19 protein-coding genes are annotated in these 25353 nt (G+C 34.4%); 8 read left to right on the forward strand and 11 right to left on the reverse strand.

Going from position 1 to position 25353, the window contains the following annotated elements; translation table 11 throughout:
• Nucleotides 1-86: 86 nt before the first annotated feature.
• The 6 genes from FC36_RS01790 to FC36_RS01815 all read right to left on the reverse strand — a co-directional run bounded on the left by FC36_RS01790 (nt 87) and on the right by FC36_RS01815 (nt 11212).
• Complete coding sequence (locus FC36_RS01790; protein ID WP_023859286.1) at nt 87-1901, reverse strand: AAA family ATPase; 1815 nt, start codon at nt 1899-1901, stop codon at nt 87-89.
• 25 nt (nt 1902-1926) lie between these two features.
• The gene (locus FC36_RS01795; RefSeq protein WP_025020337.1) at nt 1927-3138 is read right to left on the reverse strand and encodes a hypothetical protein; all 1212 of its coding nucleotides are present in this window, start codon (nt 3136-3138) and stop codon (nt 1927-1929) included.
• Nucleotides 3116-5095: a hypothetical protein gene (locus tag FC36_RS01800; protein ID WP_056986675.1), complete on the reverse strand. Its 1980-nt coding sequence runs from the start codon at nt 5093-5095 to the stop codon at nt 3116-3118. Before FC36_RS01800 ends, FC36_RS01795 begins: the two co-directional genes overlap by 23 nt.
• A 310-nt stretch (nt 5096-5405) precedes the next feature.
• A complete protein-coding gene (locus FC36_RS01805; RefSeq protein WP_025020334.1) occupies nt 5406-6662 on the reverse strand; it encodes a hypothetical protein in 1257 nt (418 codons plus the stop codon).
• Nucleotides 6663-6665: 3 nt separating this feature from the next.
• Entirely contained in the window at nt 6666-8636 is a 1971-nt protein-coding gene (locus FC36_RS01810) for an AAA family ATPase (RefSeq protein ID WP_023859291.1), read from the reverse strand.
• Between the two features lie 251 nt (nt 8637-8887).
• On the reverse strand, nt 8888-11212 hold the full coding sequence (locus FC36_RS01815) for a DNA topoisomerase (RefSeq protein WP_025020333.1): 2325 nt from the start codon (nt 11210-11212) through the stop codon (nt 8888-8890).
• A gap of 249 nt (nt 11213-11461) precedes the next feature.
• Between FC36_RS01815 and FC36_RS01820 the strand changes: the two genes are divergently transcribed.
• The 5 genes from FC36_RS01820 (at nt 11462) to FC36_RS01840 (ending at nt 14864) form a co-directional block, all read left to right on the forward strand.
• Entirely contained in the window at nt 11462-12118 is a 657-nt protein-coding gene (locus FC36_RS01820) for a hypothetical protein (protein WP_023859293.1), read from the forward strand.
• Nucleotides 12119-12186: 68 nt separating this feature from the next.
• Entirely contained in the window at nt 12187-12846 is a 660-nt protein-coding gene (locus tag FC36_RS01825) for a hypothetical protein (RefSeq protein ID WP_025020332.1), read from the forward strand.
• A gap of 31 nt (nt 12847-12877) precedes the next feature.
• On the forward strand, nt 12878-13522 hold the full coding sequence (locus tag FC36_RS01830; RefSeq protein WP_023859295.1) for a hypothetical protein: 645 nt from the start codon (nt 12878-12880) through the stop codon (nt 13520-13522).
• 24 nt (nt 13523-13546) lie between these two features.
• Entirely contained in the window at nt 13547-13969 is a 423-nt protein-coding gene (locus FC36_RS01835; protein ID WP_025020331.1) for a hypothetical protein, read from the forward strand.
• 40 nt (nt 13970-14009) lie between these two features.
• Nucleotides 14010-14864, forward strand: coding sequence for a DNA/RNA non-specific endonuclease (locus FC36_RS01840; protein ID WP_023859297.1), 855 nt, complete (start codon nt 14010-14012; stop codon nt 14862-14864).
• A 174-nt stretch (nt 14865-15038) separates the two neighbouring features.
• Here the strand turns inward: FC36_RS01840 and FC36_RS01845 are convergent, their stop codons facing one another.
• From FC36_RS01845 to FC36_RS01855, 3 genes are all read right to left on the reverse strand, one after another.
• On the reverse strand, nt 15039-16682 hold the full coding sequence (locus FC36_RS01845; protein WP_025020330.1) for a replication initiation protein: 1644 nt from the start codon (nt 16680-16682) through the stop codon (nt 15039-15041).
• A 1262-nt stretch (nt 16683-17944) separates the two neighbouring features.
• Complete coding sequence (locus tag FC36_RS01850) at nt 17945-18580, reverse strand: hypothetical protein (protein WP_025021466.1); 636 nt, start codon at nt 18578-18580, stop codon at nt 17945-17947.
• Nucleotides 18581-18608: 28 nt separating this feature from the next.
• Nucleotides 18609-20933, reverse strand: coding sequence for a phage tail tip lysozyme (locus FC36_RS01855; protein ID WP_025021467.1), 2325 nt, complete (start codon nt 20931-20933; stop codon nt 18609-18611).
• Nucleotides 20934-21132: 199 nt separating this feature from the next.
• Between FC36_RS01855 and FC36_RS01860 the strand changes: the two genes are divergently transcribed.
• The 3 genes from FC36_RS01860 to FC36_RS12085 all read left to right on the forward strand — a co-directional run bounded on the left by FC36_RS01860 (nt 21133) and on the right by FC36_RS12085 (nt 23515).
• The gene (locus FC36_RS01860; protein WP_161628284.1) at nt 21133-21477 is read left to right on the forward strand and encodes a DUF6568 family protein; all 345 of its coding nucleotides are present in this window, start codon (nt 21133-21135) and stop codon (nt 21475-21477) included.
• A 22-nt stretch (nt 21478-21499) separates the two neighbouring features.
• Entirely contained in the window at nt 21500-22813 is a 1314-nt protein-coding gene (locus FC36_RS01865; RefSeq protein ID WP_056986676.1) for a hypothetical protein, read from the forward strand.
• A 405-nt stretch (nt 22814-23218) separates the two neighbouring features.
• Nucleotides 23219-23515: a CPBP family intramembrane glutamic endopeptidase gene (locus tag FC36_RS12085; protein ID WP_161628283.1), complete on the forward strand. Its 297-nt coding sequence runs from the start codon at nt 23219-23221 to the stop codon at nt 23513-23515.
• Nucleotides 23516-23702: 187 nt separating this feature from the next.
• Here the strand turns inward: FC36_RS12085 and FC36_RS01875 are convergent, their stop codons facing one another.
• Both FC36_RS01875 and FC36_RS01880 read right to left on the reverse strand, forming a co-directional pair.
• Complete coding sequence (locus FC36_RS01875; RefSeq protein WP_023859304.1) at nt 23703-24086, reverse strand: hypothetical protein; 384 nt, start codon at nt 24084-24086, stop codon at nt 23703-23705.
• A gap of 3 nt (nt 24087-24089) precedes the next feature.
• A complete protein-coding gene (locus tag FC36_RS01880) occupies nt 24090-25193 on the reverse strand; it encodes a ParM/StbA family protein (protein WP_023859305.1) in 1104 nt (367 codons plus the stop codon).
• Between the last annotated feature and the right edge of the window lie 160 nt (nt 25194-25353).

A 25353-nucleotide genomic window follows, 5' to 3' on the forward strand; every position in this document is an offset into this window, starting at 1 on the left:
ACCATAAAAGCACTAAAACATAAGTATCCTAAAGTCAAATACAACACATCTTTTTTCACGATAAAATCTCTCTTATTATTTTTTTGCTAGAACATGGCAGTCTCTCTTAGAGGACCAACTTCGATTTCTGCCGTTGAAATAGCATGAGTAGTATCGTTGTATACTAATCGTCCCTTAACACCCACAGCCACACGCTTAGTTGTAGGATTGTTGTCTATGAAAATAGCAATTTCACTAGCTATTTCTGCATCAATCTGACGCTTAATAGAACGCCCGTTACTACGGTTTGTATCATTCCCAGAATTTTCATATACAAGATATTCCAAAACTTTAGAGTCAAAACTAACCACAACTTCAGTCTTATCAAAGACTTCTTGTCTCAATTCTGCCAATTGTTTCTTAGCAATACCTTCACGCACTTGAGCGGTTAATGGGGCAAACGGTACAATCACATCAAGACGATTAATAAGTTCAGTTGGAAAAGCCGAATCCCCTTCTAAAGAGGTCTGAATTAATTTAGTATAGTCAGATAACTTTTTAGCCATTTCTCTTTCATTAACCTTTTTGGTAACCCCAATATTTTCACCTAAACCTTTGTAGACTTCTTGAGCCACGTTAGTAGTCATAATGATGTACGAGTCTTTAAACGAAACAACACGATCATGTCTATCAGATAAGCGGGCATCATCTAGAATTTGTAAGAATAAACGTGAACATTCGGGTGCTGCTTTTTCAATTTCATCAATCAAGATAACGTTGTGTGGTGTTTCCCAAACTGCTTGAGCCAATCGTTCCCTAAGCTTTGTTACGGTAGAAGGTTCTGAATATTCTGACATATCAAAACGGATCATGTGATTTTCATTTCCAAACAAAGCCTCTGTTAAAGCCTTAGCTAATTCTGTCTTACCAGTACCAGTAGGCCCAGTAAATAAGAATGACCCTTGTGGTCTATTAGCATTATTCAGGTGCAATTTAGAAAGATATAACCGCCTTGTAACGGCTTCAGTAGCCAAAAACTGTTCTAAAACACGTGCATTCATTATTTCCTTTAGCTTTGGAATATCCAAGTTCCAACGAATATTAACACCAACTTTTGAACGCATGATTTCAGCTAAGTTTTCGGTATCTAAGTTATACTTCTCGTGGAAGATATACCCCCCACGAACACGTCCTAACATCGAGTCTAAAATTTTCATAGACTTACGTGGTTGACTGTTTTGTTGCACATAACGGTCTGTATAAGTAACAATTTTATACAAGATATTACGTTCCATTTGAGTTCCACTCGGCAATAACCTACGGTTGGAATTAACCATGTTATTCAAAATATTCACAGTAACCTTAGTTGAGAGTTCAGGTAAACGAATGAAGTTCATACGAGTATCAAACGCCTCATCTTGAGCGACATACTGTTGGTATTCTTCATTAGTTGTTGCAAACGCAAAGATTAAACCTAATTCAGCAGAAGCAGCTAAGTCCTTCTTCATAGCTTGAGCTGCAGCACCTTCACCGATTTTAAAAAGGATGTGCATTTCATCAATAAAAATCACATTTTTAACATCATTGGCGAAATCCTCTTTCGCAATTTCCTTTAAATTAAGCATTACATCCCGCATTAACGAATCAAGAGGACGACTATCATTTTGCATATCAACAATGTTTAATTCATAGATAAAATAGCCATGAGGTTCCAAATATTTTTTAGCACCTTGTACCAAGGCTGTTTTACCTGTACCAGCGTTCCCTATCAAACATGGATTGTTCATTAAAGGATTGTGAATACTGTAAATAAAGTCTTTTAATTGTGCGTCACGCCCTTCTAATGGTCGTGGCAAATCTTCCAAAGGTGTCAAATACTTTTTTAATACAGGATATTTTTCAAACTTTTCTACTGGTTGCATATTCTTTTAAAAGCCACCTTTCTCATTAAAAATATTCATCATCATCAACATCATCTAAATCATCGTAATCCTGTATCAGCCCATTGTCGTTAGGGTCAAAGTCTAAAGTACGTCTATCATTTTGTGCTGTTTCCTCTGACGTTTCTACTACACTTTCTAATGCTTCTGCTTCACTCAATGAAACAGATTCACTTTTTGACAACGATAGTGATTCTGATTGTGACTTAAACAATGACTCTGATGTACTTAATGATTTAGAAACACTTAAACTTAAAGAATTTTGTGTCTCTTCTGATAGACTCTCCACCTTTGAAATACTTTCAGATTCGCTTAATGATTGAGCAATACTTTCTGATTGCTCTACACTATTTGATGAACTTTCTGATAAGCTACGTTTATTTGCGTTAGCCACTTTCATCTGTGATGTTGCTACTTGTTCTGCAAGACTTTCGCCTTCTGATAGGCTTATAGACTTTGACAAGCTCTCACTTTCTGATGATTGTTTCTCTTCTTCAGTTTCTTTTGTAAAGTCGTCTTTGAAAGCTTTCTCTTTTTCTACTTCATCGTTATCTGACTTTGTTCCAGAATCATCAGACGAAATGTTATCATTAATTGAATTGTCGATATTGGCATCAGAATTAGCGCTATCGACTTCATTTAACTCACTTGTTGATGTTTCATCATCCTTTTCGGATAAAAGTGATTCATGACTAGTTTGCGTTAACTCACTACCTTGTTTTTCAGACTTATCTAACATAGATAATGGTGAATCATCTTCGTTTTGAGGGGTATTAGTAATTTGAGTAGTTTGTAATTTCTTCAAATCCTCATTGTCATTCTCATTTGGAATCTCTCCACCAATTGAAGTAAGAATAAAATCAGCAAGATCTTTAGAAAAGCCAACACGATCAATCTTCATCTGTTTTTCAATATCCGAAATTCTTCTATTTTTATCTCTTTCCTCCTCATATTCCGCAATTTTATTTTCAAGTTCTACCTTCATGGTAGCTAATTCATGCCTTTCTTTACTAATAACACTCCGCATCTTTTTGATATTCGAAAAGATTGTTTGATAGTCTACCGCATTAATAGGCATTATTAAATTACCTTGTTTTCTCATATCATCATTCGACTGATACGCCACTACAATCGCATTATAATAAGTCGAATACCCTTGTAAAACATGTTCTGTATCATCCAATAATTGATCGACACTATAATTCAAATTCGCTGGCATTTTCTTTTGCACCTCGTTCTATAACGTTTCTATGTTCTTCCGAAATAACTTTAGCTGCATCAAAGCCAATAGTATTTTCTGAACTATTTGACAATGACGCATTGGACGACTGGTTATTATACTGATTAAAACGATCAGTTAAAGTTTCACGCTTTTCATTGACACTTTCATTTTGTTGTTGATAGTCTTTAAAATTAAACTTCTCTTTTAAACTTTCTCGAACTTGTTCAAGTCGTTTTTCAAAACGTTGTACTAACGCAGAATTTTGAAAAGTCTTTTTTAAGTATGCTTTCGCCCTATCAAAAGCAATAATCCTTCTTTTCGAAATATTTTGATATTTTCCCAAATTTTTAGGTGTTTTGCCTAATTCAAGATAGTCAATTTCTTTATCAATCTCATGTTTTTCCCGAATAACAGGGTATTTTATGAAGCCTTTTTCGCCTACTACTGTTAAGCTATCTTCAACATCTGCTGCTGATAATAACCTTTGTAAAAAGCCTTTTTTAGCCCTTTTCTTCATCATCCGTTGATACTTGATAAGCTCATATTGAGTACTAGGTGAAACTTTAGCTTTTAATCGTTGATTGTCTAAATAGGAGTCATCAAACTCTTTTTCCTTCCTAAGTTTTTCAATCTCTTGCTTAGACAGTTTTTTATCGGGTGGAACAGGTGTACCTCCACCAAGTTTCAGCGCTAACGGTAAAGGTAAATTATTAGTTTCATTCTGAAGATCACCATTTTCCATAGCACTCTTTAATACTCTATTACGCTGAATTAGAAGGTCATCTGTTTTATCTTTGACCGGCCTAAACGGTAAAAACTGGCGGTACTTTTCCGCAGCTTTTACCTCATACATTAGCTCACTTTGATAAAAGTCTTGCATTACCTTACTCTCAGCTTTTGGCTTCAAGCTAGGATCTTTAATGCCTTCTTGAACTTGTTTATCATAGTAATCATCTGCCCGCCATAAATCGTAAGCTCGATTTAAGTGTTCTCTAGCACGTTGATTTAGTTGTCTTGGGATGTCTAACAGTTTATTCAAACGACTTCTTTTAGGAACTTCTTCATGGTGGGACAAGTTTTGATTAATACGTTGTTTAGCTAGATTAAGAGTTTCTTTAGACATTGATAAACCATGATTAAGGCAAACATCTTTAACATAGTCGTCCATAGTTATATCGCCTTTTATATACCTCTGAAGACCAACCGCATCTTTTACATTAGCAATCGTTTCTTTTTCCGCTTGGTTTTCTTTTTCTAACAAAAAATCTCTTCTTCTGTTAAAGTTAGGCGCATAATCCTTTGTTAGATTTAAACTTTGCTCAAATGTTGTTCTGATAACATCTTTACCCTTATCATTTAACATTCCTGTAGGATTACCATTAAAAACAACGTGTGCATGAGCATGCAAGGTGTCAAATTGAAGACAACCTAGCCAATCAGTTTTCTCATCAAAGGTATCTTGGTACGCGTTTAAAGCCTTTTTTAGTGAGTACCTTAAACGTAACTCATCGACATTTTCGAACAAATCGCCTCTTTTTTGAGGCTTTGACCTAATTAAATTATGTTTTAGCAAATAATCAGAATCAAAAGAAATAACCATTAACATAGATTTATTATCTTCGCTCTTATCAAGCCATGCCTGCATATCTGAAGCTTTATTCCTCATATCAGAGCGTGATAAAGACAAAGAGCTATTATCAAACGCTAAGCCATCCAAATACTTATAATCTTTCTTATCTAGTTGAGCATTACCCAGTTCATCATAGGTCGGATAAATTGCTTGTGTTGCACTTTCACGACTTGAGTATTGTTCAATATATTTTTTTAGATTTGCATGTTTTCTATACATATTCCGCAAAACAATATTTCGCTTCAAAAAAACACCCCCAATCTTTTTTGTTATTGAAAGAGGCACGTCAGGAATCGAACCTAAAACATCACTGTTATTTACCAATAAATCATGCCTTACCAATTGAATTATTATTTGAGAAGTATCTTGCAAACAGATAAGAACAACACAATATTCTCTCGAGTTAAGAGTTAAGTCGTGTTAATATTTTTTGATATGAAAGAATATGCGTTATTCAAATCTAATTTTTTCTTACTAACCTTGTTTCCCCTTTAACCAGAGAACTAAGGCAATTACAGCAACGATAATTACTAAGCTCCAAATAGAGCCAAAAAATGAGCTAAATAATGAACCAAAAAGTGACATATAATCACCTCCTTTCAGTTGTTCCCCTAAAATACACATTTCCTAAGAATTATAGTTCAAAATCTTCTTCATCATCGTCAAATTCATCAATACCCAAAGTTCTAACTTCCTCATTTAGAATTTGAGATGTATCAATTGCATCAGAAGCATGTTCTAATGACCCTAAATCAATTGTTGATAACGAAGTAGCTTGCGATGTTGTTGACGCTAAGCTTAAGCTTTCTTCTTCCAGAGATTTACTTTCAGCTTTAGACTGTGAAAAACTTGTAGACTCAGATTGACTTGTTGCTTTGTTCTTAGATTGGCTGTCTTCTGCATACTTGATCTCACCAGTCTCATAGTCAATTTCAAAAGAAGGTAATGACTGTGGCTGTTGTTGTTCCATACTACTAATTGCATCTAAATTCTTACGTTCTTCTTCACTTTCACTACTTAAACTTGTTTCTGATTGTTTTTCTGATTCAGAGTGTTCTTCAGAAATATTTGTTTCCTCAACAGAACCTAAGATTTCACTTTCAGATTTTTCTACTTCTTCAGATAGTTCTTCAAAGCTCTTATCTACCGGCTTATCTTCTAGTGTTTCTAATTCCTCGTTGCCAGTATCTAACTCAATAGCATCCTTGCTTTCTTGTTTTTCATCTAACGCACCCAAATCAAGTTCATCAAGCATAGAAACCTTCTTGACTTCTTCACGTTGACTAGCAAGCATTAATTCAGCATTACGCTTAGCTGATAATTCTAGCAATTCTTTTTCTAAGCTAAAGTTAATTACTGAAGAATCGTCTAAATGAATGTCCTTCCATTCTTTATCTTGACTTTCATAAGCTAAGACTGGAATATCATTCACTTTACCGGTGTAGTATGACGCTCCATTATCAATAGCAAATTCTTTGCCTTTTAAAGTTGCATTCAAGCCATTCAAAAAGCTTTGGTAATCACCACGATATAAACCAGAACTAACTAACTGAACAATTTCTCTATCGTTTAATTCATAAACAAAATGATCTAATTTATCATCGTACTTAGTTGTTTGACCGTCTAAATCGACTAGGTTGTACTGTTGGTTATCTTTCGCAAAACCAGATACTGAAGTATTAAGAACTAAACGCGGACGGGTTAAACCACCATTTTCATAGTCTTCGTCACTAAAACTAGCTACTGGCGAGAACTCTGCAGGCATGTAAGTAACAGAGTGAATGTAATTATAAACAGTCAAGCGCTCTTTTTTACGATGTAAACCGAATCGTTTAACTAATTCAAGTGAACGGCGATTTTTTAAATTTAACGCATAATTTACTTTTTCCATTCGTTAGTTTCCTCCTTGGAATAATTGGTATTGTTTATGCAAGCTATCGTATGCTGCTTGTACATCAGGTACGATTACGGTATTTAGTACCGTTTGTTGTTCGTCTGGGCCCATATTTTGAATTTGATCGACATTAGTAGCCAAACGGGAATCACGACTTTCTAAGACCTTTTGGACATAGTTACGAACAAAACGACCGTTACCATTTGAACGACCATTACCATTGGCTTCCTGACTTAAGGCTTTTACGCCTTGTCTTAATGCCTTGCGTGTGTTTTCATCGTATAGGACATGACTGTTTGCCATTTGAAGTTCCATGATTTCGTTTAACTCTTCCGTTGAATAAGTATCAAATTCAACCCATGTATTAAATCGAGATTGTAAACCTTCGTTCCCATGAGCAAAGAAGTTACGCATATCAGTCGTGTAACCCGCCATAATAACGATTAAGCGATCACGATTGTTTTCCATTTCCTTAATCAAGGTATCAACGGCTTCATGGTTAAAGGAAGAGTTTTGACCAGTTTCATCCAACCCATACGCTTCATCAATGAACAGCACCCCGTCAAGCGCTTTTTGAATGGTTTCACGTGCCTTTGGTCGAGTTTGACCCACAAATTCAGCCACAAAGTCTTCTGCCCCTGTTTCAATAAACTTATTTTCTTTGAGCACACCACCTTCATATAAGGCTTGCGCTACTAAACGAGCAAAAGTTGTTTTACCAGTACCAGCCGGTCCAGAAAAGACCATGTGATTGGAAAAACCTTTTGGTTGCTTGTATTCTTGACCGTTACGTTGCGCATTAATCTTCCGAATGTTATTCATCTTAGCAGCATTAATGATTTCTCTTAGGCGTTTCTTAACCCCATCTTGACCAATTAACTTGTCCATTTTTTCTAAAGCCGTTTCGGTTTCTTGTTTCTGCTCATTGCTATTGAATAAGTTACTTGTCGAATTACGGTTTGCCACCGTAGTTTTCTTAGGGTTATACCGCCAACTTAAATGGTCTTCGGTATTTTCTAAGATTAAATTCCCTGAATGGAAAATTGCTTGACCTTCAGGTAATTGTGACTCAACAATACTAATGCTTGTTTTGTCTCCCATGATTTCTAGCATATTAAAGTCTTTGTCTACTAAGGAATTCATAAGCTCCTTGGTTTCTGGACTAAGTTTTAATAAGCGTAAGTTCTTAATACTCCCCGTAGCACCTTGGATTCTTAACAAAGCTGTCCCTGAACTAAGTGCCGTATCGTTATTCCGAACTTCATCGTATTTCTTCAATTGCTTAGAATTCATTTCTGCCAAATTGAACTTAGCTGTTAAATTATTGACATCAACATTTCCGAAAATAGAAACATTGCCTTCTGAGGTATCATCATCACTCTTTAGGATTCTTTCCCCATTCAACAAAGCATTGGTATATCTGTTGTCATGACTAATAATTTGAATAGCTCGAATACCGGCTGTTGGTGAAGTCAAATTTCCAAAAAAACTGTTGGAAATCTTAACTTGTTCCGCCGCTACATGTATGCCTGTTTGAAAATTGCAATTTTCAATGTTTACAGTCGTTCCTTGTTTGATAGACTTCCCATCTTCAGTAAACTCATCAATCCACAGCGTCGAAAATTTTTCTCTCGTTCCTACGCGCCACATGTACTGTATTGAAACATTTGACATTGTTAAACTAGTGTCAGAAGCCTTGATAGCTCCCGATTGTTTTGAAACTTGAAACTTAATATCTTCAAGTTCAACCTTGCCACTTTCAATAATCATGGCATATTTTTTTCTTGGGGTTGTGATGGTATGATTATTCCCCCTAATAATTACGCCACTTGGAACCATAGCTGCCTGTTGTGGCGATACATTCTTGTGCAGAACAATCTCATCACCTGTAAAAGCAACTCGACAAGCTTCTTCTAGGGTTTTACATTTTTTTCCAAATAAAACCACACCACCGACATGAATTGTTGACATAAAAAGCCTCTTTTCGTCTTCACATTTGAGTAATTTCAGATTCTGAATAATCTAAATCATTTAAAACATCCACAATCAATAAAGCGGTATTTTCTACCACATCAGTTAATAAATCAATCATCTAAATCACCTTCTCACGCCGTTGTGAAAATACAAATTGCAGCACAAATCATGACTAAAATAAATAATTTGACATACATGACTACAAAAGCAAATAAATTTTGATTAAAAATTTTGATTACACGCATAAATTAAATTCTCTTTCCCCATTCAACAATTTCTATTTTTTTATACTTTCCAGAACCGTCTACCAGTTTTACAACCGCATTACTGTTTTGTTCACCATTGTTTAAAGTGATTACTGGTATCGTAAGGTTCCTACCATTTTCAAGAATTTCTGCATCTGCATCAGTAATTTCATGTCCTCTAAATACTCGTGGATAAAACTTACCATCTTTAGCTTTGCGGTTTGAGTCATCAGCTTTAAAGCCAAGATACTCAATGACTTCGCCTTGCTTATTAGTGAACTTTTGCCAAGCTAACTTGCCAGTAATGGTTTGCTTGTACGATTTACCCGTAGTCGTTTTACGTGACACATCAAACATAATCTTTTTACCTTGTTCCAGTGCATTAATTTCAGACTTGGTAAATTTATGACTAAACCGACCTTTTTGGCTGTAAGTAACTTTATAGTAACCTGAGCGTCCTTCATACATAATTTGACGAGTATTCGAATCCTTTGAAGAGGACACTAACGCCTCAGGTTTCACATCACCTAACACATCTTTTAAATTCTGAGAATTCTTCTGCATTGTTACAAAGTCGTTGGAGAACATTTCGCTAAAAATGTCATAGATTTTGTTTAACTTCTCTTCACTAGGATTAGTTTCAACTTCAGCCATTGCATCTTGTAAAACACGAGTTGCTTTTGGATTTGATAGGAAACAACCACTCAACAAAGCATATTCAACTTGGCCCAATGGAGTTAATGAGTAAACACCTTTTGAAACCAACAACATAGGTTGAAGAGGCCTACCATCCGGTCTCTTATCTCTTACTAAATCATTAAGTGTTGATAACCGAGTTGCCCCTGTACCGACATCGTTTTTTATCAAGTATTTAAAGATAAAGGTTGAATTTGGTTTGGATGGTTTCTTATTACTTCCCGAGAACACAAAACTAGAAGCTGTTGTCCCAAAATCTCGAGGATATAATTGTTCTTCGCTCAAAGGATTTAGGAATTTTCTGAAATTTAACTCAACAGGCATATTGAACTTAGAAATATATTCAGGGTGATTTTCCAAAGTAGCAATTCTCACATCATAGACATAATCTTCACACAAAATAGCTAAGAAAGATTTTGCTAACGTGGTGTAGATTTCAACCCCAACTTTCCCATACTTAGTTTCTAATTCTTTTAAGCTAGAAGGAACTTTTTGCCCCGGGCGGTTTGGCCCGTGTTCACACGCCTCTACTTTGTGCGTTGAACGTAATTCTTTATGAGTCAATAACGCAGTTGAAACACCAACAACCGTTGCAATCTCGTCAGCTAGTGGTAAAAGTTCATCAAACTGTACCTGTGAGAATTTTTTATCAGCCGTTCTTGGATAGGAAACATAGCCGTCTTGGTACATGTTCTGATAAACTTTTTCAATCGTATCTGTCCCATAACCCTTTTTTTGTACTAAAGAAGCCATACCAGATAAATCAAGTAACAAAGGTGGGCGAGCAGTTTTACGTTTTGACTCCAATACTTTAGGAACATCATCACTAAGATTTTGTACTTCTTGTTCTGCATGAACTTTTCCTGTATGCCTAAAAGTATCTCCTTCTTCAAACTTACGGGCATATTCATGATTGCTATTATCCTTATAACGAGCTTCATAGAACGGTTTTTTAACATAGCCGTTAATCGCAGCCCATTGTCTACCAACAATCCCAAGAATTAAAGACTTTAATCGTCCCGCTTTAGGCGTACCATAGTCATATCCCATTTCTTTACTTTTGATTTTGGCAACACGACTATATTGCATTGATAAGTAATCAAAACGTTGGCGAGATAAACCTTTAAGGTAAGCACCATCAGTGTTTCGATTAACAATTTCTTTAGGATGTTCTAAACCATGTAAAATTGACTTTTCAGAATCTTCAAACTTAATACGATAAACTTTCTTAGTCCAGTTAATATACTCTAGAATTTCCCAACCTAAAACATCACCTTCACCCGAAGGATCGTTATCAGTAGCAATTACAATACCGTCTTTATCTCTAGCATCCTGCTTGATTTTATTTAAAAGTTCAGTACTACGGTTATTGCTTCTAATTGGAATCTTTTTCCAAGTAAAATCTGTATAATCCCAAGGGATGTTTTGTAAATCCCAAGTTTTGTAATAATCTTTCTTATCTTCACTTACTTGATCTTCTGGGTCAGCTAATTCTAACAGGTGTCCACTAGCGTTGGTTAAATAATATTCATCATTAGGAGTAACGATACTATGTACACCTGAACGACCATTTAACGCTTTTTCAAACGTCTGTCTAGCCGAATTCTTTTCACATAAAATCAGTAACTTCACTCGACAGCACCCCTTCCATAGTTTCAATTTCATAATAGCATATTTTACGAAGAATTTTGATATATATTTTAAATATATAAACATCTAAAGTTTTCGTAAAAAATACGAATGAAAAACAATATAAGTTGTGATACAATAAAATCAAGGAAATTTCTCTGAAGATTTTCAATAAAAAAAGCTTTATATCAAGGTTTTCAAAAACGATGAACCTTGTTATAAATAAAAAAACAAAGGAGACATTTTTTATTTATGGCTAAAAAAAATACGAAGAAAAATAAAATGATTACCGTTACAAAATTACCTGATTTTGGTGATTATTTAGAAAATTTCACTAGTCGAATTGGCGCACCTTTTATTCCATCGGAACAAAAAAAACAAGAACTATATCACATTGCAACTGGGAAACAATGTAATAGATATATGCTTGGAGGTGCTAGAGTCGTTAAGACTGCATCTTTCCAATTTGAAAACAATAAGCTATATTTAGTGAAACAAGATACAGACGGTCAAAGCACTTTCCTAACAATTGAGCCGCTATCTTTAGTTAAGTTTGAAACTCAACACCACTTCATCAACCATGAACAATTAGCTAATAACGTAAAAGTTCTCTTATGCCAAACAATCTCTCAATACGCAATTGATCGGATTGATTTTTCTAATAACCAAGAGCTTTTCACAATTAATCTTTACGAAGATACAACTGGGCTATTTGCTAATATTCAAAACACTACTCCAATTCCAAGAGTCTATGCCCAAAAAATTGTTAAACTATTAGCGCCTAATTTTGCGTATGGTGATTGGAATTACAAAAAGAGTATCAGAGCAATTAACAAAGATATGACCCGAACTCGTGATGGCAAATACTTGCAGTTCAAGATGACAGTTCAACTATCTTCATTTTTCTAAATTAGAAAAAAATGCTGCTTGGAATAGTCCATAGCAGCACTTTTTTATTTATGAAAGGAGGTCAAGATGTGAGAGAGTCTAAAACAGACCTAGTTAACAATCTTTATAAAATCTTTTGCGATAACCTTGATGAGTATCTAATGCAGAAAGATAAAAGCTTTTCCGCTTATGATACAAATGCTTATCATTGGTTATCTATAACTAGCAATGAATTAATTGATTACATTTCAATTATTAAAAGATTCAAACTTGATCGCATGTTGAAAAAAGAACATCCACTCGGAATTAAGCCACATCAAGGCTTATTGCTTAGAATAAGTGAAATTGACGATGAGATAACTTACATTGCTCCACTTTCTCCACTAGGAGTTTGTTTAGCATATCCTCGTGACGAGCAAGATGAGGTTAATATGAAGATGAAGAATTATTTTATTGACTGGGTTAAAGAAGAGAAGAAACAAGAATTTGACAATGCAATTAAAAATTATTGGGATAATATCTTTGGAATTAATGATTTAGACATCAATATTTCCTATATTGCCAATAAAAATCAACTAACCTTTTCTGTTAGTACACACTTAAAAAACAAGAAAAATCTCAGAAAATATTATTGGAAAATTTCACAAAACTTATATAAAGGTGATGGACTTAGTCAAGCTTATGTTAATAAGAGAAAGCAACGTGTTGTTTTAACATTATCCATTTTTGATGAAATCTACATTCCATAATATATTCTCAGAAAGGAGAACCTTTTGACTTATGCTTACTACAACTTTTAAAGACCTATCAGAACAAATCCGTTTTGAATACTGTGATGACTTAGACGATTTTTTAGTTGCCAAAAATCCCGTCCTGAGACATCAAGAAACAGACAACTATCATTTACTGACTTTAACAGGTATTGAATTACTTAATGCTTTTGGTAATACACCAGAAACCAGGAAAGAACTAACGCAACTAATTCGGAAATCGTCTAATGACAAAAAGTCCGGTTTTATGCCATATGGTGTTTATGTATGCACGATTGACAATGACAATAAAATTTATTATTTAGACTATATTTCCACTAACGCAATTGCTTGTTCCGTACCTCATCGGGTCAACGATGAATTTAGTGCTGATATTGCTTCTTTACTCACCTATTGGTTAGACTATATCAACCTTGAACGACTTCATCCCTTATTTCAAAAGTTCTTCAAAGAACATTTGAATATGGGATTTGAACATATTGAGTTAAAAATCGTCAAAGACCAATTAAAAATTGACGTTTTCACCACACTAAAACAAAAAGTCAATAAAAAAGCTTATCGTAAAATTCTACCTAAAGTATTTGGAACAGGAAACTACAAACTCGAGGAACTAGCCTCAACATACCAAAAATTAACCTTATACGTTGATTTCTAAGAAATAAGAAAGGACTGCATTTATATGGGGACAAACACCAAAGAAAAAAATAAATCACCTCAATCAAAGAACAAAATTAGAAAAGCTATCGGTATTGTCGAAACAGATATTGGCTATATCATGTTAGACAGCGACAACAATTTCTTCAACATCACAATTCAAAATATTAAAAATGGATATAAACGCGACCTGCTAAGGAAAATTTGGAAAACAATTCCTAAAGACAAAATTTTAGATAACACAGAAATAGGGGTTATTCAAGAACAGGATGGAAACGTTGATTATCTTATTCACGTCTATAAAATTAGAGTTGATAAAAGCCTCAAACAAGATGAAATTCCAAATCAAAAATGGCTTCATCTAGCACAAGTCAATGAGCTCGTATCTTCAGGAACTATTAAAAACATCGGTATGTTAGCTGCATATCTATTTTATCTAGGATCTTAATCATATTCGATAACCAATACTCAACGAAAGGACTTTTTTCATGAATAAGCAACAAAGATTCCGATTACCAATCATCTTAGCTATTTTATTGGTTACCCTTTTAGGAGGAGGACACTTTGCCTCAAGCTCCTTTGGACAAGCTACTAAGACACAAGGAAACATCTCTCTTTTTGAGAAAGCTAAACATCCTAACGCTAAATACATTGCCTCTTACAGCAACTACCCTACTAGCCAAATTGCTTTTGAAGGTTTTCCAGATAGCATTCAAAAAAAGTATGGCAAAGATAACTTTAGATACAACGGCCATGGAGCTTTTATCATCAATAACAACCAAACTGATTTAGATGCAAACGTATCATCAGCACCATACGCACAAAACACAGTTGACTCTCTTGGTAGGGCTAGTGTAGCCAATGCCCTAGTTAACAAAACTAGTCGTCAATACCGCAACAGAGAACAAACAAATAACGGAGCTACTAATTGGGCCCCTCCTGGTTACCAACAACGGAGTAACTTACGAGGAACGTATAAATACGCTTATAACCGAGGACATCTCCTTGGTTACGCTATTGTAGGTAATATCAGTGGTTTTGACGCTAGTGAATCCAACCAACAAAACATTGTTACTGAAACGTCTTGGGCAAATCAAGCAGGATCAAAAGATAACACCGGTCAAAACTATTACGAAGGACTTGTTCGACAAGCACAAGACCAAAACCGTACTGTGCGCTATCGTGTTACACCAGTATACGAGGGAAATAACCAAGTCCCTACTGGCATTCAACTTGAAGCTAAATCATCAGATATGGCATTACAATTCAACGTTTATGTTCCTAACGTACAAGGAAACATTATTATCAATTATGCTAACGGAGCCACTACTCTTAGAAAATAGCATTACACGAAAAAAAGCTTACTAATTCAGTAAGCTTTTTAATTATGCTATGGACACCATTTTGCAAAAATTATAACCGACCAACCATGTAATTAATCATGCAACAGCCATAGGACGCAACCATTAGAAAATTAAAACTATGGCTAAACTATGGAACTATGGGGATGGTTACCATTAGTTAAGATCCTGTTCAACTTTTGCCACAAGTTCGGGATATTTTTTGATTAATTCTTCCAGTTCTTTTTGTTCTTTCTCGCTTGATATTTTCATCTTAGCTCTAAGTACTTTTTCTTTAACTAACAGATAATTTTTTTTATCCTGTGAAAGCTTTGATGGTTCATAGCCATCACGAGCCCAATTCGGAAGTGATTCCTTTTGGACTATTTTTCTAGTATTGGAGTTTTCTTGTAAGCTTTTTTCTCGGTTATTCACTGAATTTAGCAAGTAAGAAGCCATGCCTTTTTTATCAATGTTACCAACCTTAGTTGCAATATATCCGATATGACGTTTAAGTTCTGCAAAGCCAAAATCATGTTCAAATTTAGCGTATGCTCTAAATAATGTGTCAAAGGACATCATGTATCTGGCATCACTATAATCTAGCAACGTAACGATTTCATTTTCTATCAACAAATCCATGTACTTACTGGAAATAACTTTATTTACTAATTCCTCATCAATGGCTACAGGTTCTTGTTCCTCTTTTTCTGTTAAAGCAGATTGTTCATTATTATCTTGTCCCACCAACTTATCAACATAGTTTTCAAGGCAAGATAATAAATAACTACCAATTAAGCTATCCTCAATTTCAGTTGTCGTCTTACTTTTAACGTATTTAACATGCTTTTCAAGTTCAGAGAAAGGATAACGTTTTTCAAACTCTTTATAAGCCACCATAAGTTCATAGAGGCTTGCAATTTTTTCACGTTGAGACATGAAGATAGGTGTGATAAAATCAACAGACTTCAATAATAAATATTCTTTTTGGCATCTACTTACGAACATAATCTTTTCATCAAGACTTAAATCATTGATATTAGCTGTACTACTATCCGTCAATAACAATTCTGTCCTATCAACTTTAAACTTCAATGCTGCAATGTGCCGACCACTTTTTATCTTGTCATACGTAATTGTAAAGTCCGTTTTTTCGTTTATCTCATCAGTAGCTGATTTAACTACTTTTTGAAGCCAGACCGCAGAGTTCTTAGTGTACTTATTCTTAGTATCTGTTAGTTCTCTCAAATCAGATAAAGAAATTGTCGGATTCTTATACTTGTCTAAATCAACATTGGAAATTCCTTTTTTACTATAATTTTCATATTGATTATAAAAGACCATGATTATTTTGTATAAGATAATGCTATATTTCTTTTCCAGTTGCGAAATATCAGTCAAACTATATTGAGTAAATTCTCTCTTCAAGTCGGTAATATAAGGCATGATTGAATCTGTAAACGTAATAACTAATTTGTCGTAACCTGCATCACCGTAAGTCGCCTTCTCGATTGGAGAAATAATAACTTCAGGCAACTTTTTTCCTGTCTCCGCATCAATACGCCTTGGAAAAACAAATTGAGAGGAGCTCATTAAGTCACGCATGATATTTCTAAATCTTATGACCTTGTTATTTTTTATATTGAACAACTTGCAAACTTCATTAAAGTCCAAAACAACTTGTTTTTCATTTTTCTGTGGGTCAACATTTCCTACTGCCAATTCAAACAATTTAAGCGGCTGACCTTTTAATCTTGCAATACTCATTATCAACGCATTTTTTTGAACAATTTTCTGTTTATTAAGGGCTTGCTTTTCCAAAAAATCACTCCTAAATACCTATTTTTTCTTGTTATAATCTTACCATAAAACATATATACTTTTCAAGAAAATGTAAATAAATAACTTTTTAAAAAAAGTATAGAGATGAGCACATTTTAGTGTACAAATATAACGAAACGTGTATACTTTATCGAAAAAAGTATAATTTCAAAAAATGAGGACACATTTTAGTGTATAAATGAGCACATTTTAGTATACATATGGGCACATTTTAGTATATAGTTCGGCACATTTTAGTATACATATGGGCACATTTTAGTGTATAAATGGAGCCCGAAAATCCCGGTATTATAGGATTTTTCCCGCTACAAAATATAAATATTAAATATATATAAATATTAAATAATATATTTATATAAAGGGACAACCAAAAAAAATTAGGATATATAATAATTCAAGAATTACTTCTAAATTTAGGTAATCCATTTTTAGTGCTTCGCACTTAGATACAGATCCATATAATTTAGCATCCCCATTACGATTTAACTAATCCTCTAATTAAGCAAAAAGACAACCAACGTTTAACTCGAGCTACTTAATTCTTGAACATCTTTTCTTTGCTCTAGCATCCTGTTCTGTTCTAATTAGGAAATACTACAAAGCTAGGCTGCTGTTAGCTAGGTACCTAAACAACTGAACGCTTAATCGCTAAATACTTGAACTACGAGCAAGAGCTAAATAAATCAACTAATCAATCGGGATGCTTTAATCAACCACAGATCCATTCGGCAACAATCAACCCTAAGATAGCCATACTAGATACAGCACTCAAAAACCCACTCATTTTTACTTTTAACGCATCCTAGCCTCAACAACGTATAATTAGACCAAAAACGTTTATTATACGTCTAAACGAAAAATAGAGGCATTTAAGAACGTGCTATTCAATATGCAAAAAACATCACACAAAGATAACGTATCGACCACTTAGTTTAACTTAATCATAGTCCAAGCTATAATATCTCCATAGAGTACCATATTTTAGCCACTGTACCATTCTAAATTAATGCATAGGCAATTATGCCAAAACGACATTTAGACGCTTAAATCGAAAAATAGAGGTTAAAAATAACATATCTACTTTTTCAAAAAAAGTATAGGTAAGGGCACATTTTAGTGTACATAACAACGTAAAGACGTAAAGAAATATTAAAAATGCAAAGAAAAAAAGGCGCTATTAACGCCTTTTCCTCATTAGCCAATCATTCAAAAAGAAAATTAGTTTTTAATAATTGGTAGTATTAGTTTTTCTTACTATAGTCTGGATTTGAAATTATCTTGCCATCCTTATCGTATTTCTCATAGTATCCATTTGCACTTTGCCCTGCTCCTGTATTGTAGAGCTTAAAGGCATGGAATTGATGAGATATTACCGAGTACTTACAAGATACAAAGCGCATTGGCGTACCATCCTTAGAAAAAATAAATATTACCTGATAATTAGAGCCAGTAAGTTTGCCAATTTTATAACTACCTTCCCAATCAGTACGTCTGTTCCAAGGCATCGCAATTGGATTATATTGATCATTTTCATCAGTTGATTTTAGTAAAGAACCAAGTTTAAGTTGAATATCTTGATAATCTTTGTTGCCCTTAAGTTTGCCAACCCCTATTTTAGATGTCAATTCAGTAAAGCGTTTTTCTTGTTCAACTACTTCGTTAGCTTTTTTCTCAACTACTTCATAGGTCGAATCAATATATTTAACCTTTCTTTTTTCGCTATCCAAAGATTTCTTTTGCTTTTTCAATGATTCTAAATTTTTAGAATAAACAATATTGTTATTTCGAGCTTTATTATACGTATTAAGCGAATAACCAAAGAAACCGACTAAGGTAAGCGCTAAAACGAAAATTAATATTTTTTCCTTATTTTCCATCTTAAATTTTTAGCCTTTCCAAAAAAATTTAATCTTTTGCTTTCGATACAGGGCGAGCCACAATACAATCAGCTGCACCGGCCCAACCATAGAAGGAGTAGTTCATCTTTGACTTAGAAACAGAGTCACTACCACCGCCTTCATTCCAGATTGGAGTAGAAGAATTTAACAAACCATCACCATCAGAAATACCTTTTGGATCCGCTGCTAAAATAGCGGTATGCCCGTTACTACCTGAACCACCAGTACCTTTTAAGTTAGCGATAACAATATCACCGGCTTTGGCTTCTGATATAGGAATTTCCTTAAGGTATTGTTTTGGTCCTTGAGCATCATTTGCCATTGACATTGTAAACCAACCACCTTCAGGAACCTTGTACCCAGCCAGTTTTAATACTAACCATACGTAACCAGAACAGTCAGTATCCCCGTTACGGTTAACATCGTCAATACTATCAAGCTTACCATTTTTAGAAACGTGTGGTAAAACAGGACGACTATTTTCATAAGTGAAGTAGCCTTCAAGAGCTTTTGCAATGCTTAAGATGTTTCCATCCGCAGCACCAAGATTACCACCATTTCTACAGTTAAGGTTATTAAGTGCTGATGCAGTTGCCGAATTTAACATCGCAATAGCACTAGTATTGCCATCAACCATTGCTTGTAATTTTGATTCATCACCTTTTTCGCTTTCACCATGAAAAAGAGAGTATGCTTCTTTACCTGCTGAAAGACGTGATTCAAGGTTAGGTACACCTGCACGCTCCATATATTTCAGCCATGCAGAAATCGAGTTTTCAATATCATCAGATCCCTTTGTCGTGGATAAAAATTGTGGGAATCCTGTGTGCTTTTCAACCTCGATAAAGGACAGTAACTGATTATCAGCAGACCAAGAATTATCCCAAGATTTTGTTGCTTTAACAGCAGTTAAAGTAGCTCCTGTAAACTGGAACAAACCTTTACCACCACCACCGCCAATTTGATCTTGATCTAATTTATGAAATCCAGCACTTTCCGTATAAGCATTACCCAAAATACCAGCGGCTTGTACACCGTTAAAACCATGTTTTATACTAGCGTCCCATAAATCTTTTGCAATACTATATTCTTTTGTCCCCTTTTTAGTCCATTCTCCACCAACCCCTGATTCAACATCAGCACTGGGAGAAAGTGCATTCGAACTATTTTGTGTTGAACATAGACCGGGGTAAGAAATATTACGGTCACGGAGTAATTCATACCCCGTATAACCAATAGCACTAAGAGGAGCCAGCATTAAGGAAGCGCCAACCGTTGTTGAAATCACATTAGTAGCTGTTACCCCCAAAGAGCCAAGCACAGTCTTACCGATTACAGCTGAAGCTTGTAAAACAGCTTTTAAACCGTTTAATAACATTGCTCCAAGTGCTTTACCTAATTTTGCCCCCATAGCAAGTAATGGACCTAAGTTACTTAAAAGCTTACCTGCTAAAAAGTTCAGCCCAGACCATATACCACTTAGTAATTTAGGAACACCGGCAGCCGTTTGACCAACAACACGCAGTCCTTGCCCGGTTATCGCCCAGTGTGCAAGTTTAGGAACAGCACCGAGGCCTCGTTCAACACCGCCCCAAAGTCCATTAAAAGCATACTTAGCACCACCCCACATAGTAGCAAAGGGATGTTTTAAAATAGCACCAGATTTAATTGCCCCCCAAGCCCCTTTGGCACCATTCCATAAATAAGTTCCAGAACCTTTAAGAAGATATCCGACACCATTGCCAAGCATTTTAACCGCAGGACCTAAAACAGGAAAAGTAGTCGCAACGTCCCATACCCTATTAGCTAAGTGTACCGCACCACTTATGAGCTTGCTAAGACCGCTAGCAGCTTTATAAGCTCCATAACCTACTAACAGTTTATCAGCATTCGCCGCTCCAGCCGATATAACCTTTTCCCCACTCTGCCTCAGACCACTTGTAGCTTTATTACCAATAGCATTAATATCTTTATCACCATCGTTGCTATCGTCATTTTTCTTTTCATCATCAGTACGAGCATCAAGCAATCCACCATCGTCATCTTCGGGATTCTTATTATCTTTACTTTCATCTTCTCCAGTATCTTTTGAAGACCTTTTTATACCAAAGGAATCTTTAGCAAGGTTCTTAGCACCCTCCACTGGGTTTAACTTAGACTTAATATCACTAAAAGTATCACTAAGTTTTTCACTTGCATCAGATTTAAAATCTTTAGCACTTTGATTACTACCATCAACGTTAACATCAGAATTTGTATTAGTATTATTTTCCGCAAGCTTTCGTTTTTTATCGTCTCCATCTGGTCCAAAATTTTGACCCGCAAATTTCAAGTTATTACCTCCTTTAGTTCGTAGTCAATGACTTTTTTCCTAACACAATAAACAATTTGGGGGCAAACTAGTATATAATTAAAACGAGGTGATTTTTTTGAAAAAAATACAATCTGTTTCGTTAATTATAATACCTTTAGTTATAATAATACCATTGTTTTTTATACGATATCAATTACGATACTCTATGAGGGACAAGGTGAAAGAAGTCTATGATATCAACGTTTTTGAGCAAAAAAGCTTTGCACAAGATAAAATTATCTACGAATATATATATAGACCGAGTTGCCAAGATTGCAAAAAGGTTAGAAAAACCGTTGTTCCTGCATTGCACGAACTTAACAAAACTCAAAATGTGATTACGCTTAATGTTGACGATAATGCTATTGCTACCCTTGTTAGAAACCAAGGTATTCTTCATACTCCGTCTATTCTTGTTAAAAGGCACAACAAAACAATCTATCAATACCAAGGAACTAACAAAGCTAAATGGAAAAAGATTGTTAAAGGGATCAACCCTACAACTAACAAGAAATTTCAATAGAAAATTCAACGAGGATTAATTTATGAGAAAATTCAAAGTACCTAAAATTCATTTCTATGTCAGGCAAAACGTTCTTCAGATACTAGAAAGTGGTGCTAGATACACCTTAATCTTATTTCTAGCCTTTTTCCCTACACTCATGGTTGCCAACTATCTTAATGCTATTTCTCTAACGGTTAAGGCATCTAACAAACAATTACTTAACACGTACAACCTTGTTGATTTACTGACAAGGTTTTCTGTACTCGTATTAGGAATTGTTGGTTATAAAGTCATGACTCGTCTTAAACTAAAAAAGAGATTTACAAAAATTATCCTTGCTTTTCTTGTAGTCATTGCTATCGTTAGCGTTTATACGTGGGTAACCAATAATATTTGGAATTTATTTAATTCTGGGATGACAAACTTGTTTATCTACACCATATATCAAACGCTCTATACCTTTTCCGCTACTGGAATTATCTTTGTTCTTAGCGTTGCTTTAAAAAACATTATTACTGGCATCCAAAAATTTAGAGTGGTAAAGATAGTCTTATTCTACTTAGGACTAGTCCTTTCCTTGATTGAAACGGGGATGATTACTTTTTCTAGCCATGTTTACGGGAAAAAAGAAGTTGGTGAAGGTTATGTAATGACGCATCTATATAGATTTCAATTATTGCTTTTAGCGCTTATTCTATCTGCATATGTCTTTTATGGGCTGAACAAAATCAAACAAAAAAAGACTCTCGTTTATTTTGGAGTCTTAACACTATCCATCTTAGGTGGAACTATCTCTGGCCTCTTCCTGTGGAAGCAGCATATTTTATTAAACTATTTCTTACTAACGTTTTTTGGAATAGTAAGTTTAATACCAATACTCAAAGGCATTACTAGTATTAGATTTTCACCTAAAGAACTTACTAACCTTGATTTATATGCGCCTCTTAAGAACAATCTCAAAGAAAACAGCATCGCAATAGCTCTATTTATTGCATCTCTTATGGGTGCTTATCTGATTCTCTGGTTAGGTCAACTGTATTTCGCCTTTGTCACTAAGACATTTGCTGATTTTACACCTAACATGTCTTACCTGTTGTACTTTGTTAACTCTTTATTTAGTGGTTTAGCAGTCGCTATTATTTATCTTGCTATTAAGTACGTCAGAGCAAGAAGCCAAGTTAGAGTAATCAAACATCGGAGTCTGAGAAGTGCCAAAAAATTTACTGGTTATCGTAACTTGAGCTCAAACAGAAACTCGCAACAACAAAAGCAAAAAGGCACTCAAAAATCAAGCAAGAAACCAAGCATCAAGTACAAAAACAGAAAAAAACACACTAAGAAAAGAGAGAAGTAAATGCTAACTAACACATTCAACTTTATAATAAAAATAATACAACCTGAAAATAAAAAAACACTCACAAGATTCATTATCAGTTTCTTGTTATTAATTCTTGAGCAGATAGCTTTAGGAGTCTGGAGCGTTCATAAGAATAGTCTATCTTATACAGTTGCCTTTTTACTCATCTTCGCATTTTTCCTAACGGTGATAGATGCGACAATCAGAAATACAACCAATATCAACAGTAATTCAAGTCCTAGCGGCTTTAAAAGAATAATAAAAGCAACATGCTTTGTTATCGTTATGTACATCGTTTTGGCAATTAGTATTTATTTATCTAGTAAAGTTGGTATTGTTACCAAAGATTCCGAGAATACTAAGCACATCTTAAAATTGATAAATTATGGTGGATTATCATCAATGGTAATGCTTGTTTATGTTGTAGTGCTTGCTCCAATTGCTGAAGAATACATTTTTAGATACCTAATGATCCCTATAAATGGATCACGAATTTCAAAGTACGTTTCAGCAGCTATTTCTGCTTTACTATTCTGTTTTGCCCACATCGGGACTGATTTAACCATTGCTAACGTTATTAATTACGGTATAATTTCGATTTTCTTAACGGGAAACTATTTGATTTTTAAGGACATTAGACAAAATATGTTGAATCACGTGGGATGGAACTTAGTAGTTATGATAATAACTTTAATCTGATTTGCCTTATTTGAAGCAATAGAATATAATAATTGAAAAAAGCAAGTGTTCCAGCACTTGCTTTTGGGATTAGGTCGGTGACGACCAAAAATGTTAAAATGTTATTTCAGCCGTCTATCGACGGCTTTATTTGCGTTTACGAAACTTTTTTGAAGGTTCCATTTACGTTTTTAAAGCGTATATAATTTTATTTTAGAATGCCACCATTTGTAATTTTTCGGTGAATTTTATTTCCCGGCCTTTTCTCAGATACCGTTCTATCGTTTGGCATATTTGGCATTGCTTCACCTTGTTGCTTATATTGTTCAACAACTCTCGTAGGTGTATCAAATTCTGAAGAAACGTCCATGCTATTAGCACTATTGTTGGGTTCTTGAAATTCATTTCTTGTATTAATCTGTGCATTTAAGTTATTACTGAGTGATACAGACACACTATCTTGTTTCATAAGTTCACGCAACCCAAGTATAACAAGAGCTTTTTTACTAAAAGGAGATGACTCCAAAAATTGAATAATATCCCCTTCTTTTTCATAATCCAAAGCAACGTATATTCCTTTATTTTTTCCCATCGACTAATCGCCACCATTTTCTAAAATTTGTAGTCGCTTGATATATCCGTCAACATTAGCCATTTCACTATTAGAAACAAATACAGTGCGTTCATATTCTTTATTAAAAGCATTGTCGATAATTTCTTTATCAACAATATTTGCACCGCCACCAGCAATCATCACAAAATCTAATGTTTCAGAATCACGATAAGCAAGTTGGAACTCTTCTACAATACGGCGAGTCCAATCTTCAATACTTTCTACAACAATATCAGTTATATCAATTTCCTTGCGTCTGTTGACTTTATATACAAAACGATAAGTATTATTTTCAATTCCTTCTCTTACTAGAGATTCAATCTCATTATGATTACCCTTTATATTGTATTCTTTCATAAGTCGACTACGAATATCATTAAATAATTCAATAGCACCCATTCTAAGTTGAATAGCTTTATCTGTTACAAACTGTCCATACTCTACAATAACAAATTGTAAGTCTCCGCCTCCAACATCAATAATTGCTAATCTACTTTTATTGTATTCATCATAACGATCGAAATCTTCTTGATCTCCAATACCTTCCACAATATCAATTCCTTTTAAAGCAGTTGAAAGGAAAGAACCATATGGCTGAGGAACAAAGTAAACTTCATCAACTGTAAAGTTAACCACTCTCTCCTCACCATTATTATTATAAATCACTTCATGCTTACCAGAAAAGATTTTTCGAACATTTTCGATATTTTTATTGTTTTGAAAATCTTCACTTGGTAAACCTGCCATCAAAGTAATTTTTAAATTTCCTTTTTTGGAACTCAAATGATTTTTAGCATATCTAGCAATAGCAGCAATAGCTAAAAATTTAAAAATTTGATTATCAACATAACGATCCGTACTAGTTTGAAGTCCACTACGTGCATTAATAAATTTTTTGACATCTTTTCCGATATAGCAAGATTCATTATCAATGGTGTATAATTCAAAATCTTCTAATTTAGACTCACCATATCCTGAATAATCTTTTTCCCTAACAAGAGAAGTTGGAATAATGTCTGTCATTTCTCCATCACTTGTTTTAATTTGACGATTTCCTAAGTCAATCGCAAACAATACATTTGACATAATAAAAGTCCTCCTAGTTGTTGTCATCTGTTTACATATTAAGTATATCACGTCGTGATATATTTGTATATATAAAAATATAATAAAATATAAAATTATATATTATTATACGCGATTTGCTAGTTCGTAATATTTGAAAATTCGCAAAAAAAGCTTAACA

It is taken from the genome of Ligilactobacillus equi DSM 15833 = JCM 10991 (assembly GCF_001435735.1).
Lineage (GTDB): Bacteria > Bacillota > Bacilli > Lactobacillales > Lactobacillaceae > Ligilactobacillus > Ligilactobacillus equi.

Bases quoted from the DNA above. Each gene is read 5' to 3' on its own strand.
- FC36_RS01830 (WP_023859295.1), top strand. From the start codon at position 12,878: ATGCTTACTACAACTTTTAAAGACCTATCAGAACAAATCCGTTTTGAA.
- FC36_RS01880 (WP_023859305.1), bottom strand. From the start codon at position 25,193: ATGTCAAATGTATTGTTTGCGATTGACTTAGGAAATCGTCAAATTAAA.
- FC36_RS01840 (WP_023859297.1), top strand. From the start codon at position 14,010: ATGAATAAGCAACAAAGATTCCGATTACCAATCATCTTAGCTATTTTA.
- FC36_RS01795 (WP_025020337.1), bottom strand. From the start codon at position 3,138: ATGCCAGCGAATTTGAATTATAGTGTCGATCAATTATTGGATGATACA.
- FC36_RS01835 (WP_025020331.1), top strand. From the start codon at position 13,547: ATGGGGACAAACACCAAAGAAAAAAATAAATCACCTCAATCAAAGAAC.
- FC36_RS01805 (WP_025020334.1), bottom strand. From the start codon at position 6,662: ATGGAAAAAGTAAATTATGCGTTAAATTTAAAAAATCGCCGTTCACTT.
- FC36_RS01790 (WP_023859286.1), bottom strand. From the start codon at position 1,901: ATGCAACCAGTAGAAAAGTTTGAAAAATATCCTGTATTAAAAAAGTAT.
- FC36_RS01875 (WP_023859304.1), bottom strand. From the start codon at position 24,086: ATGGGAAAAAATAAAGGAATATACGTTGCTTTGGATTATGAAAAAGAA.
- FC36_RS01850 (WP_025021466.1), bottom strand. From the start codon at position 18,580: ATGGAAAATAAGGAAAAAATATTAATTTTCGTTTTAGCGCTTACCTTA.
- FC36_RS01865 (WP_056986676.1), top strand. From the start codon at position 21,500: ATGAGAAAATTCAAAGTACCTAAAATTCATTTCTATGTCAGGCAAAAC.
- FC36_RS12085 (WP_161628283.1), top strand. From the start codon at position 23,219: ATGGTAATGCTTGTTTATGTTGTAGTGCTTGCTCCAATTGCTGAAGAA.
- FC36_RS01820 (WP_023859293.1), top strand. From the start codon at position 11,462: ATGGCTAAAAAAAATACGAAGAAAAATAAAATGATTACCGTTACAAAA.
- FC36_RS01810 (WP_023859291.1), bottom strand. From the start codon at position 8,636: ATGTCAACAATTCATGTCGGTGGTGTGGTTTTATTTGGAAAAAAATGT.